15 protein-coding genes are annotated in these 13,522 nt (G+C 71.2%); 3 read left to right on the forward strand and 12 right to left on the reverse strand.

Features of this window, described 5'->3' with window-relative positions:
• Window positions 1–324: 324 nt before the first annotated feature.
• On the forward strand, window positions 325–672 hold the full coding sequence (locus JNK30_RS10380; RefSeq protein WP_293482161.1) for a hypothetical protein: 348 nt from the start codon (window positions 325–327) through the stop codon (window positions 670–672).
• A gap of 24 nt (window positions 673–696) precedes the next feature.
• Here JNK30_RS10380 and JNK30_RS10385 read toward each other — a convergent pair whose 3' ends face one another.
• Window positions 697–1,494 carry an enoyl-CoA hydratase-related protein gene (locus tag JNK30_RS10385; RefSeq protein WP_293482162.1) on the reverse strand — a complete coding sequence of 266 codons (798 nt, stop codon included), beginning with the start codon at window positions 1,492–1,494 and terminating at the stop codon, window positions 697–699.
• Window positions 1,495–1,727: 233 nt separating this feature from the next.
• Between JNK30_RS10385 and JNK30_RS10390 the strand changes: the two genes are divergently transcribed.
• A complete protein-coding gene (locus JNK30_RS10390; RefSeq protein ID WP_293482163.1) occupies window positions 1,728–2,330 on the forward strand; it encodes a PEPxxWA-CTERM sorting domain-containing protein in 603 nt (200 codons plus the stop codon).
• Window positions 2,331–2,389: 59 nt separating this feature from the next.
• Here the strand turns inward: JNK30_RS10390 and ftsA are convergent, their stop codons facing one another.
• From ftsA to JNK30_RS10405, 3 genes are read right to left on the reverse strand one after another with little or no spacing between them, the layout of a single operon-like run.
• Entirely contained in the window at window positions 2,390–3,727 is a 1,338-nt protein-coding gene (gene ftsA / locus JNK30_RS10395; protein ID WP_293482174.1) for a cell division protein FtsA, read from the reverse strand.
• A gap of 44 nt (window positions 3,728–3,771) precedes the next feature.
• Window positions 3,772–4,686, reverse strand: a complete 915-nt coding sequence (locus tag JNK30_RS10400) for a cell division protein FtsQ/DivIB (RefSeq protein ID WP_293482164.1) — start codon at window positions 4,684–4,686, stop codon at window positions 3,772–3,774.
• Complete coding sequence (locus JNK30_RS10405; protein ID WP_293482165.1) at window positions 4,640–5,599, reverse strand: D-alanine--D-alanine ligase; 960 nt, start codon at window positions 5,597–5,599, stop codon at window positions 4,640–4,642. Before JNK30_RS10405 ends, JNK30_RS10400 begins: the two co-directional genes overlap by 47 nt.
• Before the next feature lie 307 nt (window positions 5,600–5,906).
• Between JNK30_RS10405 and JNK30_RS10410 the strand changes: the two genes are divergently transcribed.
• Window positions 5,907–6,923: a PEPxxWA-CTERM sorting domain-containing protein gene (locus JNK30_RS10410; RefSeq protein WP_293482166.1), complete on the forward strand. Its 1,017-nt coding sequence runs from the start codon at window positions 5,907–5,909 to the stop codon at window positions 6,921–6,923.
• A gap of 42 nt (window positions 6,924–6,965) precedes the next feature.
• On the opposite strand, the gene JNK30_RS10415 is transcribed toward JNK30_RS10410, so the two are convergent.
• The 8 genes from JNK30_RS10415 to JNK30_RS10450 all read right to left on the reverse strand — a co-directional run.
• Entirely contained in the window at window positions 6,966–8,243 is a 1,278-nt protein-coding gene (locus JNK30_RS10415; protein ID WP_293482167.1) for a SulP family inorganic anion transporter, read from the reverse strand.
• A gap of 85 nt (window positions 8,244–8,328) precedes the next feature.
• Window positions 8,329–8,877, reverse strand: coding sequence for a histidine phosphatase family protein (locus JNK30_RS10420; RefSeq protein WP_293482168.1), 549 nt, complete (start codon window positions 8,875–8,877; stop codon window positions 8,329–8,331).
• 2 nt (window positions 8,878–8,879) lie between these two features.
• The gene (gene murB / locus JNK30_RS10425; RefSeq protein ID WP_293482169.1) at window positions 8,880–9,779 is read right to left on the reverse strand and encodes a UDP-N-acetylmuramate dehydrogenase; all 900 of its coding nucleotides are present in this window, start codon (window positions 9,777–9,779) and stop codon (window positions 8,880–8,882) included.
• Complete coding sequence (murC, locus tag JNK30_RS10430; RefSeq protein ID WP_293482170.1) at window positions 9,776–11,188, reverse strand: UDP-N-acetylmuramate--L-alanine ligase; 1,413 nt, start codon at window positions 11,186–11,188, stop codon at window positions 9,776–9,778. The genes murB and murC overlap by 4 nt, the downstream gene beginning before the upstream one ends.
• Before the next feature lie 62 nt (window positions 11,189–11,250).
• On the reverse strand, window positions 11,251–11,679 hold the full coding sequence (locus tag JNK30_RS10435) for a hypothetical protein (RefSeq protein WP_293482171.1): 429 nt from the start codon (window positions 11,677–11,679) through the stop codon (window positions 11,251–11,253).
• Window positions 11,680–11,700: 21 nt separating this feature from the next.
• On the reverse strand, window positions 11,701–12,138 hold the full coding sequence (locus JNK30_RS10440) for a hypothetical protein (RefSeq protein ID WP_293482172.1): 438 nt from the start codon (window positions 12,136–12,138) through the stop codon (window positions 11,701–11,703).
• A 104-nt stretch (window positions 12,139–12,242) separates the two neighbouring features.
• Window positions 12,243–13,337 carry an undecaprenyldiphospho-muramoylpentapeptide beta-N-acetylglucosaminyltransferase gene (gene murG, locus JNK30_RS10445; RefSeq protein ID WP_293482173.1) on the reverse strand — a complete coding sequence of 365 codons (1,095 nt, stop codon included), beginning with the start codon at window positions 13,335–13,337 and terminating at the stop codon, window positions 12,243–12,245.
• 6 nt (window positions 13,338–13,343) lie between these two features.
• A partial coding sequence (locus tag JNK30_RS10450; RefSeq protein WP_293482175.1) for an FtsW/RodA/SpoVE family cell cycle protein occupies window positions 13,344–13,522 on the reverse strand: 179 nt, incomplete at its 5' end.

The following is a 13,522-nucleotide window of genomic DNA, read 5'->3' on the forward strand; positions in this document are numbered from 1 at the left end:
GGCCCCCGCCCCCGATCGCCGGCGTCTCGGCGGTGGCGAGCACGGGCGTGCCGGCCCCGACCGCCTGACCCCGCGAGTCGGAGACGGCCTCGGGATCGAGCGTCGCACAGGCGCCGAGGGAGAGGCTTGCGGCCAGGAGGAGAGCGACGATGCGCATGGCCGCCGTATGGGCCGCCGTCGCCGACAGTTTGATGACACCTCCATGACAGACGGGCTCTCGCCGCCTACGCCACCTGACACGCGCCCCGGGGCCTACCTCGGAGGTAATTGAACCTCGGGCGGGTCTGCGGGCATCCATGGGCCTCCATAGGCGGGAGGCGACGGATGACGGGGTTCAGGATCCTGCTGGCGGCGATGTGGGTGACGCTGCTGGTCTACACGGGCATGGTGATCGCCGAGCACGGCATGGGGCTCGTGCCCATCTTCTTCGGCGACATCGCCAGGATGGCATGGCCCGGCCAGTTCAACCTGGACTTCCTGCTGTTCCTGATGCTCGCGGGTCTCTGGACCGCCTGGCGCAACGACTTCTCGCCCCTCGGGCTCGCCTTGGCGCCCGTGGCGCTGTTCGGAGGCGCGGGCTTCATGCTGCCCTACCTGCTTCTCCTGACGGTGCAGACCGGCGGCGACATGCGCGCCGTGCTGCTGGGGCGCCGACGCGCCGCCGCGGGCTGAGGCCTACCCCCGGCGCTCGGAGCCTCAGCGGCCCGTGAACACGGCGGGCCGGCGTTCCAGGAAGCTGGCCACGCCCTCCTTGTGGTCCTCGGAGGCGAAGCACTCGGCCATGGCCGCGAGATGGTGCGTCATGTGCTCGGCCACATCGCGCTCCAGGCCCTTCCAGACGAGTTCCTTGGCCCGCGCGGCCGAGAAGGGCGAGGTCTTGAGATAGAGCCGCGCCTCGGCCCGCGCCGCCTCCTGCAGCGCCTCGGGCTCGACGACCTGGTGCGCATAGCCGATGCGCAGCGCCTCCTCCGCCTCCAGGAACGCGGCGGAGAACAGAAGCCGCAGCGCCCGCTGCGGGCCGATGAGCCGCGGCAGCAGCCACGATCCGGCGCCGGTGTCCGGGACCAGGCCGCGCTGGCCGAAATTCCACGCGATACGGGCGCGGGTGGACATGATCCGCACGTCGCACTGGCTGGTGAACTCGGCCCCCATGCCCATCGCCGCCCCGTCGATGGCCCCGATGACCGGCTTCGGCAGCCGCATCAGCGGCCAGGCCAGGGCGTCGGACCCGCTGGAGCGCGTCCCAGACCGGGAGCCCCGCTGATCGCTGGGCGTGTCCTGCAGGTCCGAGAGGTCGGTCCCGGCGCAGAACGAGCCGGGGACGCCGGTGACGATGAGGACCCGCGCCGCCGGATCGGCGCCGACCCGGGCGATCGCCTCGTGGAAGGCGCCCAGCATCGCGTAGGTCATGGCGTTGCGCTTCTCGCCGCGATCGATCGTGAGCGTGGCGATGCCTTCGCCGTCGATGTCGAGCCTGATGTGATGAGCCGTCATGGCGCGCCTCCGGGTGATGGACGTCACGCTAGAGAGTGCGCCGGGCCCTCGTAAACGTGTCCCCTACGGAAGCCGGCGCAGGGGTGGGCGAGGCGTTTCGGCCCGTCGGCTGGGCCAGGACCCGGCTCCGGCTCGTGGGTTGTCCGGTTCCCTCCTTGAGAGAGTCACGTTCTCACACGGCAGATAAGGCGCTAGCTGGGCGCTCACACAGGCATGACCGAAGGGAACTGGAGATGAAGAAGGTACTTATGGCGGCCGCTGCCGCCGCAATGGTCTGCGGGCTTTCCGCGCCGGCTTCGGCCGCAGTGCTGACCTTCGAAGGTCAAGCCAACACGATCTACAATGCTCCGATCGTCCGGCTCGACTTCGAGATCGGCAACGTCCCAGGGGACGAGCAGCACTTCCACGAGATCGACTCGACCCAGTTCGGCCTTGCCAGCAACGGCACCGGCGTCCTGCTGAACGACCGCGACTCCAGGATCTTCCTGCGCGCGTTCGACCTGTCCGACTTCTTCCTCACCTCGTTCGACATCGCCGCAGCCTTCGGCAACAGCCCCGGCACGAGCTTCTCCGTGACCGGCTTCCTGAACGGCGTGCAGACCGGTCAGGTGAACGGCAGCCTCGGGCAGTTCGCCACCTTCTCGGGCGCTTCGCTCGGGACCGTCGACTACGTCGTCTTCGACGGCTCGGGCGGCGGCGGCGGCTTCGAGCTCGACAACATCGCGGTGAACGAGTCCATCGGTGCGATCCCCGAGCCCTCGACCTGGGCGATGATGCTGCTGGGCTTCGGCGCCATGGGCGCCATGATCCGTCGCCGCTCGGCCGTCACGGCCTGAGCCCCTTAAGGATCGAACGATCGAGCCGCCCTCGCCCCGCGAGGGCGGCCTTTTCGTAGCTAGAGGTTGTCGCGCAGCCAGGCCGCGGCCTTGGCCACGGGGTTGGCGCGCGGATCCAGCGGGGCCCGCTGGAGCTTGGCCGACGAGAGCTGCTTGGACGACACGGCCTCGCGCGGCCCGAAAGCGGCGCGGTGCAGGATGCCGGCCGCCGCGGTGAAGGCGGGGCCGGACGCGGCGTCCGCAAGATGCGGCACACGGCGGGGGCGTCCCAGCCGGACGGGACGGTCGAACACCCGCACGGCCACCTCGCGGACGCCGGCGAGCTGGCTCGCGCCGCCGGTGAGCACGATGCCCGCGCCGGGCTCGACCGGCGCGCCGGCCGCCTTCAGCCGGTCGCGCAGCAGCTCCAGGGTCTCCTCCACGCGCGGGGCGATGATGCCCTTCAGCAGGCTGCGCGGCGCGACGACCGGACCCGCGCCCGGATCGTCGCCGCGCGGCGGGGCCTCGATCATCTCGCGGTCCTCGTTGGCCGAAGCGATGGCCGATCCGTGCAGCGTCTTGATCCGCTCGGCGCCGGCGATGGAGGTCGAGAGGCCGCGGGCGATATCCTGAGTCACGTGCTGGCCGCCCACCGGCACGGTCTCCACATGCACCAGCGAGCCGCCGCGGAAGACCGAGGCCGAGGTCGAGCCGCCGCCCATGTCGATGCAGATGGAGCCGAGGTCCATCTCGTCCTCTTCCAGCGCGGCGAGGGCCGAGACGAACGGGGCGGCGACCACGCCTTCCAGCTGCAGGTGCGCGCGCTCGACGCAGGCGCCCAGGGTGTTGAAGACCGTCTCGGCCACCGACACCACCAGCAGCTCGACGCCGAGCGTCTTGCCGAACATCGCCCGCGGATCGCGCACGCCGCCCTGCCCGTCCACCGCCCAGGCGATCGGCAGGATGTGCACGGCCCGGCGGCCCGGCAGCTTGATCTGGGCGAGGGCGTTCTGGATGGCGCGGACGAGGTCGCCATCGGCGATGGGACGGGCGCCGATGGAGACGCGCCCCTGCACGCGGCTCGAGGTGAGCTGGCCGCCGGCGGTCGCCACGGTCACGCCCTGGACGTTGACGCCGGCCACGTTCTCGGCCCGCTCGACCGCCTGCGCGATGGCCTCGGAGGCTTCGTCGAGGTTGACGATGGCGCCGCCGCGGATGCCGCGCGACTGGACGTAGCCCACGCCGCAGGTGGTCAGGGTGCGATCGCCGCGCCGCACGCCATCGGGCTTCATGATGAAGCAGGCCACCTTGGACGCGCCGAGATCCACGGCGGCGATCAGCTTCGGGGGCGCGAGCGCGGCCTTCAGGCCCTCGCGGCCGTCCTTGCGGGCGGCGTCCTTTTTCGGCTGGTCCTTCATCGCTGGGCGTTCGGCGGTCTTGAGCATCGGGGGCACTCGGCTTCTCACGCGCCTTCGGCCGGGGGCTCGGCGGGCGCGGCGGCGGTGACGGCGGGTTCGGAGACGCGGGGCCTGACGGCCACCATGTCGGGGTTGCGCAGGTCGATGCGCTCGAAGCCGAGCTCCAGGATGCGCGAGCGCAGGTCCAGCTGCTCGAGCTGCATCAGGGCGGCCTCTTCCTCGACCGCGGGGAGCTGGATCAGCGATCCGTCCTTCAGTCGCAGGTCCCAGCGCCGGTCGTCGACCCGCACGAGGGCCTCCAGCCGAGCCATCAGCTTCGGCCGCTGCGCCAGGGTCGGCAGGATCTCGCCGGCGTGCCGGTCGCCGCCGGCGCCCACCACCAGCGGCAGGTTCGCGAACCGCGCGGGATCGGCCTCGCGGATCACCTGGCCTTCCTGGTCGATCACGACGCTCTTTCCCGCGTGCTGCCAGACCGCCAGCTGCCGGCGCTCCTTCACGGTGATCACCAGGGTGTCGGGCAGCAGGCGCACGACCTGCGCCTCCTTCACCCAGCCCACCTGCTCGACCCGGCCCTTCAGCGCGTCCAGGTCCATGCCCAGCAGGGGCTGGTCGCGGTAGACGCCCGCGGCCTTGACGATATCGGGCGTGGCCATCGCCGAAGCGCCCTGGACGTGCACCGTCCGCAGGGCGAAGCCGGCCTCGCCGAAGCGGCCATCCACGCCCGCGCCGATGGCGTCGGCCAGCATCTGGCCACGGCCGCCGGTCGCGAGGACGCCGGTGACGGCGAGCGTGAGCACGCCGGCGGCGATCATCAGAACCTGCTTGGGTGAAACGCGTCCCTCGGAAGGCTTCGCCGCCCCTTCGCCCGCCTTGCCCCGGTTCGCGGGGCGTTTCGGCGGACCGGCGGGACCCTTACCCCGGCTTGCGACTCGCGATCCCCCCCGCACCGCCGCGGGCATAAGCGTCCTCCACGATCCACAGCACCAACCGGTCGAAGTCCACCCCGCCCGCCGCGGCCTGCTCGGGCACGAGCGAGGTGGGCGTCATCCCCGGCTGGGTGTTCACCTCAAGGAGGACCAGAACATCGTTAATGCCGTCATAACGAAGGTCCGACCTGGTAACCCCGCGACAACCAAGCGCGGCATGGGCCATCTCAGACATTTTCTTCGCTTTTTCAAAAGCATGGACCGGGATTCCTGCGGGCAGGATGTGCTGCGATCCGCCGGCCTCGTACTTCGCCTCGTAGTCATAAAATCCCGTCCGCGGGACGATCTCGGTGACCGTCATCGCCTTGCCGTCCATGACGCCGACGGCGAGCTCCAGCCCGCGGATGTAGGGCTCGATCATCACCTCTTCGCCGAACGTCCAGCCGGGAGCCACGATCTCCTGCGGCGGGCGATTCGCGCCGTCGAACACCAGGAAGACGCCGACCGAGCTCCCTTCCGCATTCGGCTTCACCACGTAGGGCGGCGGCATCACATGTTCGCGGGCCGCCTCGAACCGGTTGAAGAGCCCGCCGCCGGGCACGTCGACGCCCGCCGCCGCCAGCACCGCCTTGGCCTTGGCCTTGTCCATCGCCAGGGCGGAGGCGAGCACCCCGCAGTGGGTGTAGGGCAGGCCGAGGGTCTCCAGGACGCCCTGCACGCAGCCGTCCTCGCCCCACGCGCCGTGCAGCGCGTTGAAGCAGACGTCGGGTCCCAGCCCCGCCAGCACCTGCGCCACGTCGCGGCCGGCGTCCACGCGGCTCACCCGGGCGCCCAGCCGCTCCAGGGCGGCGGCGCATTCACGCCCGGAGACCAGGCTCACCTCGCGCTCGGAAGACAGGCCGCCCATCAGGACGGCGACGTGATGCCCGGATAGGGGACCTGCCATGTGCGACTCGCGGGTGCTGGGAAGCTCGCCCTGCGGGTGGAGCCTGGGCCGCGCCGGGTCAAGTGAGGTTTCGGCGCCATTCCGACGCAACCCGCGGCGAGCGCCGGCCGCGCCGCGTCCGATCGCCTTCCGGGCCGATCGCGCAACCGCGGGGGGAAATAAGCGCGCGAGGCGGGAATGCAGCCTGATCAACACCCTACAAACGGAGATTGAGGCCCCGCGACGGGCCTTCCACCCTGGGTGCAAGTCCTGCCCGGCCCAACGAGGTCGTCGCACGCAGGAACATCGGTCGATGGGGGACCAGAAGATGAACCACGCTATCCGCATGTCCAGCCTGGCGCTCGGCGGCGCCCTTACGCTGTTCGCGTCCGCCGCCCAGGCCGAGAACGTGATGACCTGGAGCAATGCCCAGGCCGGCGTGGCCACCTGCGTCGTGGGACAGACGTGCAACCGGCCGGGCGGGCCACGGATCCTGGCGCGCGAGGTCGACACCGAGGCGAACGAGACCTCGATCGGAGCGTCGGTGCGCTACGCCGACTACGGCGGCTTCCCGTCGCCAAACTACGGGGAGGCTTTCGCCTCGGCGGAGGCGGGCGAGGGCCTGCTCGGCCTGCCGGTGCTGAAGGCCTTCGCCTCAGGCGGCTTCTCCGGCGGCGGCGCGTCGCCCGTCGTCACGTCCATCGACGTCGCCTCGGTGCAGGCCATCCAGGGGTACACCAACACCGGCGAGACGGCGCTCGTCATCCCGCTCAACGCCTTCCGCGGCCTGGTCGACTTCGTCGCGGCCGGAAACCCGATCGGCGGCCGCGTCGGCGCGAACATCGCGGTGACCACGAGCGCCATTCTGGATCCGCTCGTGGCGGCCGAGTACTGGCGGCCCACGGGCGGCCTCTCCGGGGGACAGTGGACAGGAAGCTGCGGTTCGACGGGCGCGCTGGCGGTGGGCACGGCTTCGGTCCAGCCCCTCAATGCGCCGAACACGACCCAGTACCTGGGTCTCGCGGCGACCTCGTGCAGCGGCGCGGAGACCTATGTCCTAAATCCCGGCGAGAGCTTCTACGTCTGGGCGACCCTGGGCGTCCTGCGCAGCGGTCCCGGGGTCACCGACGCGAGCCACACCTTCAACATCACCATCGCCCCCGAGTACGAGGCGCAGGTGACGAACGAGCTCGCGCCGCGGCTCGCGGTGGCCGACGGCGCCAACCTGTCCATCGCTGTGGCGGCCATCCCGGAGCCGTCCACCTGGGCCTTGATGATCCTCGGCTTCGGCGCCGCGGGCGCGGCGCTTCGGCGGCGGCGAACGGCGGCGCCGACGGCCGGCTGACGTCTGACGGTGGGCGGCGGCGGCCTTCGGCCCTGCCCCAGGTCAGTTGCGCCGCCGCCGCCACTGTGACGCGAGCCAGAACGCGAAGGCCAGTCCGCAGCCGGCGAGGATGCCTGCGGTAAGGTCGTGCAGAAGCGTCAGGCCGAACGTGACCAGCACCACGGCGGCCGGCCGCCACTGCCTGAGCAGGGCCGCGAACTCCTCCCTCTCGGCCATGTTCCAGGCGACGACCAGCAGCAAGCCCGCGAGGGCGGCCAGCGGGATGCCGCTCGCCAGCGGCGCCGCCAGCAGCATGAACCCCAGCAGGAATACCGAATGAAGGATGCCTGCCACGGGGCTGCGCGCGCCCGCGCGAACGTTCGTGGCGGTGCGCGCGATCGTCCCGGTGACCGCGATGCCGCCGAAGATCGCCGAGGCGACGTTCGCGAGGCCCTGCGCGACCAACTCCATGTTCGAGCGGTGGACGCGGCCCGTCATGCTGTCGGCGACCTTGGCGGACAGCAGGCTCTCCAGGCCCCCCAGGAGCGTGAACGACAGCGCGACCGGCGTCAGCTCGAGCCATAGCCGCGCATCGAACGCGGGCAGCCGCGGCGCCGGCAAGCCGCTCGGGATGGCGCCGAAGCGGCTTCCGATGGTGTCCACGGGAAGGTGCAGCAGCGCGGCGGCCCCGGTGGCCGCGATCACGGCGACCAGCATGCCCGGCCAGGCCGGACGCCAGCGCTTCAGGACCAGGACGACCACGGCCGCGCCCACGCCCACCGCCAGGGCGGAAGGGTTCCACGTGGGAGCGGCGCCGGCGAGCGCGGCGAGCTTCGCCAGGACCGGGCCGGGCTCTGCGCCCTCGAGCCGCAGGCCCGCCAGGTCGCGCAGCTGGCTCGCGGCGATGGTCACGGCGATGCCCGCCGTGAAGCCCACGGTCACGGTGTGGGGCACGTGGCGGATCAGCCGGCCCAGCCGCAGAACGCCCACCAGGGCCAGCATGACGCCCGAGAGCAGGACCGTCACTGCCAGCCCCTCCGGGCCGTGACGGGCGACCGTGGCGGAGACCAGCAGGATGAAGGCCCCGGCCGGGCCCCCGATCTGCACCCGGCTGCCGCCCAGGGCCGAAACCAGGAAGCCGCCGACGATCGCGGTGACGAGCCCTTGCGCCGGCGACACGCCCGACGCGACGGCGATGGCCATCGAGAGCGGCATCGCCAGAACGGCGACCGTCAGCCCCGCCATGGCGTCGCGACGCAGGGCGTCGAGGCCGTAGCCTTCCGCCAGGGTCGTGGCGAGCTTCGGCCGGTAGAGGTGCGAGGTTGCACTCCCGTCGGGCACGGACACAGGATGACCCTTCGGCTCGCCCTTGGCCATGACGCAGATCAACGCCGCCGGCGGCCGCGTCTGCCCTTCGCGATGCGCGCTACGAGATGCGTTCGATAAGCCGGCCCTCGGCATCGAGCACGAAGGCGTCGGGCATGTGGAGGCTGCGCCAGAGGTCGTGAGCGTCGCAGTCCAGCTTTTCGCCGAGGTACATGCTCAACACGGTGCCATGCGTGACGGCGAGCAGAGGCGCGCCCTGGTGCCGGGCCAGGGCGGCGGCCAGCCGCTCGGCCGCCTCGTGCGCCGTCTCCTGCCCGCCCACGGGCTCGGAGGGCTTGGCGAAGACCGCCGCGATCCGCTGGCGGAAGGCCTCCTCGGTGCCGAACGACAGGTGGTGACGCTTGTGCTCGTGCAGGCCGGGATCGACCTCCACCGGCAGGCCCGCGCGGGCGGCCAGCACCTGGGCGGTCTCAAGAGCCTTCGGCTCAGGGCTCGAGACGATGGTCGTGGGGGCGTAGTCGAGGATCCGGTCGGCGAGCTTCTCGCACCCGGCCCGGCCCTCCGGGCACAGCGACCAGGTGGTGGACGGCGTCGCCGGATCGATCGCGGGCCGCCCGTGCCGAACGAGGATCAGGGCCGCCTGCGCCACGGTCAGGCCCTCCCGATCCGCTTGATCTCCCAGTGGAGATCGATGCCCGTCTTCGCCTTCACATCGGCGCGCACGGCCTCGCCCAGGCCCTCGAGGTCGGCGGCCGTCGCCTCCCCGGTGTTGATCATGAAGTTCGCGTGCAAGGGCGAGAACATGGCTCCACCGTACAGCTTTCCGCGCCATCCCGCCTCATCAACCAGCTTCCAGGACGAATGGCCCGGCGGATTCTTGAAAGTTGATCCGCCCGTCTTCTCACGGATGGGCTGGGTGGTCTCCCGGCGGGCGGTGATCTCGTCGATGCGCGCCTGCACGGCGGCCGGTTCGTCGGGGCGACCGCTGTAGGTCGCCTCGACCCAGATGATGTCCGCCGGCGCCTGCGAGTGGCGATAGGTGTAGCCGAAGTCGGCGAGCTGAAGCTCGCGGCGCTGGCCCCTGCGGTCGTAGCCCCAGGCCGACACCAGGATGTCCCTGGTCTCGCCGCCGTAGCAGCCGGCGTTCATGGTCAGCGCGCCGCCCACCGTTCCCGGGATGCCGGCGTAGAACTCCAGCCCCGCCAGACCCGCCTTCGCGGCGGCCCGCGCGACCGCAGCGTCCAGGGCCGCCGCGCCGGCCGTGATCGTGTCGCCCTCGACGGTGACGCCGGCAAACGACCGGCCGGCCAGGCGGATCACGACGCCCGGCACGCCGCCGTCGCGGACGATCACGTTCGAGCCGACCCCCAGCACGGTCACCGGGACCTGCGCCGGCAGCGCCCTAAGGAAGTCGCGAAGGTCCTCGTGGTCGGCCGGCAGGAACAGCACCTCCGCCGCCCCGCCGACGCGGAACCAGGTGAAAGGACCCAGCGGCTCGTCCCGCAGCAGCTTGCCGCGGACCGGCGGGAGGGAGTCGCGCCAGTCCGTCACGCGCCCAGGGCTTCCAGCTCGCCGGGCAGCGCATAAGCCCAGCTCGTGATGTCGCCGGCGCCCAGCAGGACGACCAGATCGCCCGGCGCCGCCTCCTCCCGCACCATCGCGGCCAATTCGGCGGGCGAGCCCAGGGGCAGCACCCGGCGGTGGCCGTAGCGGCGCAGGCCCGACACGAGGCCGTCCTTGCTGGCGCCGTCGATCGGCTGCTCGCCCGCGGCATAGACGTCGGCCACGATCACCGTGTCGGCGTCGTTGAAGCAGGCGCAGAACTCGCTGAAGAGGTCGCGCAACCGCGTGTAACGGTGCGGCTGCACCACGGCGATCACCTTGCCCTGAGTCACGGCGCGGGCGGCCTTCAGCACCGACGCGATCTCCACGGGGTGGTGCCCATAGTCGTCGACCACCCGCACGCCGTTCGCGACGCCGGTGGTGGTGAAGCGCCGGCGGACGCCGCCGAATTCCTTCAGCCCCTTGCGGATCGCGGCTTCGTCCAGGCCAAGTTCCCGCGCCACGGCCACCGCGGCCAGGGCGTTCAGCACGTTGTGGTGCCCGGCCATGGGCATGTGGAGGCCCGAGAACCGGAGCGGATCCCCCTCGTGCGGCAGGATCGCCACATCGAAGTGCGCGCCGTCCGGCCCCATGGTGATGTTCTCGGCCTTCACTTCGGCCTGCGGGTTGACCCCGTAGGTGACCAGGCGGCGGTTCTCGACCCGCGCCGCCAGGGCCTGCACCTCGGGATGGTCGGTGCACACCGCGGCGAAGCCGTAGAACGGGATGTTCTCGACGAAGTCCTGGAACGCCTTCTTCACGGCGTCGAACTCGCCGTAGTGGTCCAGGTGCTCGGGATCGATGTTGGTGACCACGGCGCAGGTCGACTTGAGCTTCAGGAAGGTGCCGTCGCTTTCGTCGGCCTCGACCACGATCCAGTCGCCCGCGCCCACCTTGGCGTTGGTGCCGTAGGCGTTGATGATGCCGCCGTTGACCACCGTGGGATCCAGGCCGCCCGCGTCCAGCAGCGAGGCGATCATGGAGGTGGTCGTGGTCTTGCCGTGGGTGCCGCCCACCGCCACCGAGAACTGAAGCCGCATCAGTTCGGCCAGCATCTCGGCCCGCCTGACCAGCGGCAGGCGCTTCTCGCGCGCCGCCACCATCTCCGGATTGTCGGCCTTCACCGCGGTCGAATAGACGACGGCGTACGCGCCTTCGACGTGGCCGGCGTCGTGTCCGATGAAGATCTTCGCGCCCAGGCGCTGGAGCCGCTCGGTGTTGGCGCTGGCCTTGGCGTCGGAGCCCTGCACCGTGTAGCCGGTGCGCATCATGATCTCGGCGATGCCGCTCATGCCGATGCCGCCGATGCCGATGAAGTGCACGGGGCCGATTTCGAAGGGGACGGGACGGCGGTTCATGACCGCGTGCTAGCCCATCTCGCGGGCCGCCGGAACCACGTCATTCGACGTGAGGCGCGGGATCACGCCCCGATCTGCTTGGCGAGCACCTTGGCGAGCCCCGCCACGATGCTGCGCCGATGGTCGGCCTCTGCCGGGCTGGTGGACCGCAGGAGCGGGAGCGCCTCGACATGCACCAGGATGGCCCGCGCATCCGCCACCACGTTCGGCGCCGTCGCCTTGGCAAGGCCGTTGGCCACCGCCGACAGTTCCTCCAGCCCGTAGGCGCCGGCCACGCAGGCGATGTCTGCGGCCACCTCGCTGAGGCGGATCAGGTTCTCCGCACTCGTCCCGCCGCTGCGGCCGAGGGCCTGGGCCGAGGCGATGGCCTTGTCCAGGCCCTGCAGGGCCGTGGCGCGATGCTGGGCCAGATTCTGTTCGGCCGCCGCCATCGCGGTCTCGAAGTTCATGCCTGTGGGCTGGTCGAGGCAGCCCTTAAGTCGGCTCTGCATGCTCACGCGTCCGTCCAGGTTTCACCGGTTCGGCGCCGCTTCCGCCGTCGCGACCCACAGGATCCTCTTCAGGAGCGTCGTCGGGGAGAACGGCTTCACGAGGATGAAGTCTGCGCCGCAGGTCTTCACGCTCGTCACGAAGTCGACGCTGGGATTGACCGCAGTGCCGATGAGCGCGGTCGACCGCTGGGTGGCCGCATCGATCTCGCGGATGCGCGCGATGAGATCGGTATCTGGCTCGTCGTTGGCGCCGAGGTCCGCCACGACGAGCGCGGGTCCTGCCGGTCCGGCGTCCAGCGCGGCCGGCGTCACCTCGCCGCTCAGCCGCGTGAACTTCCGGAATCCGAAGCCCATCAGCATCTGCACGAGGATCTCGGAGTAGCTCTCGCTGCGCTCGACGACGAGCACGCGCGCTTCGCTGAAGTCGAAGCAAAGGCTGGGACTGATCTCACGGAACACGCGTCACCCTCCCTCGACGCGCCTATGACGATCCTCAGTCTCCGCCTGATTCTCCAATAAGCGGTAAATGAGCCCTACACCACCAGCAGTACCCCTAGCGGGACTCAGGCGCCGGCGGTCTTTTCCACGACGTCGGCCAGCCGCTCTGCGGCGTCCGGGATGGCGACCGAGCGGGAGGCGGCCGCCATCTTGGCGAGGCGGGCGGGGTTGTTGAGCAGGATCGTCAGCGCGCTCGCCAGGCTCTCCACCGTCAGCTGGGCCTCGCGGGCGATCTCGGCGCCGCCCGCGTCGGCGAGCAGCTTGGCGTTCTGCCCCTGGTCGTCGTCGATGGCGATGGCGAGGGGCACGAGGATGGCGGGCTTACCCGCGACGGCGAACTCGCAGACCGTGCCGGCCCCGGACCGGCCGATCACCAGGTGGGCGTCACGCAGGCGGCTCGCGATGTCGCGGAAGAAGGGGGCGATCTCGGCGTCCACCAGGGAGTCCCGATAGGCGCGCCGCGCCGTGTTCATGCTCTCGGCGCGGGTCTGCTGCACGATCTGCAGCCGTTTGCGCAGGTCCTCCGGCAGGGCCTTGACCGCCTCGGGCACCAGTTCGGAAAGCAGCCGTGCGCCCTGGCTGCCGCCGGTGACGAGCAGGCGGACCGGCCCGTTCGGCTCGGGCGGGATGTACGTCAGGTCCGCCAGCGCCCGGATGGGCGGGCGCACCGGGTTGCCGACGACCTGCGCGCGCGCCGCCACCTTCTCGGGCGCCTTCTTCAGGGTCGGAAACGCGCATGCGACCGTCTGGACGTGCGGCGCCAGCATGCGGTTCGCGCGGCCCATGACGGCGTTCTGCTCGTGGATCACCGTCGGACGGCGATCCAGGATCGCCGCCACCAGGGCCGGCGCGGAGGGATACCCTCCGAAGCCCACCACCACCTTGGGTGCGATCTCGCGGAAGACGGCGCGCGCCTGCAGCACGCCACGGGACACGGCGAAGCCCGCGCGCATCATGCCGATCGGGTCGCCGCGCTTGAAGGTGGCCGCCGAGAGGCCGATGCGCCGCTCGGCCGGGAAGTCCTGTGCGAGGCCGGCCACGCGCTCGTCCGACGCCAGCACGATCCCCCACCCGCGCGCGATGAGCGCCTCGGCCAGCGCCTGGGCGGGGAACAGGTGTCCGCCGGTGCCCCCGGCCGCGACGACGGCGATCTTACGCATCAGACCTCAAGAGTAGGCCCCCGCCTTCGCCAACCCAGCATCCGGGGAGTAGGCCCCAGGACGGCGCCGGGTCAACGCCAGGGCCAGTCCCATCGTCAGGCCCATCGCCAGCATCGACGACCCGCCGTAGCTGATGAAGGGCAGGGTCATGCCTTTGGTCGGCATCATGTTGAGGTTGACCGCCA

Origin of the sequence: Phenylobacterium sp. (genome assembly GCF_016793225.1) — a bacterium.
GTDB lineage: Bacteria > Pseudomonadota > Alphaproteobacteria > Caulobacterales > Caulobacteraceae > Phenylobacterium.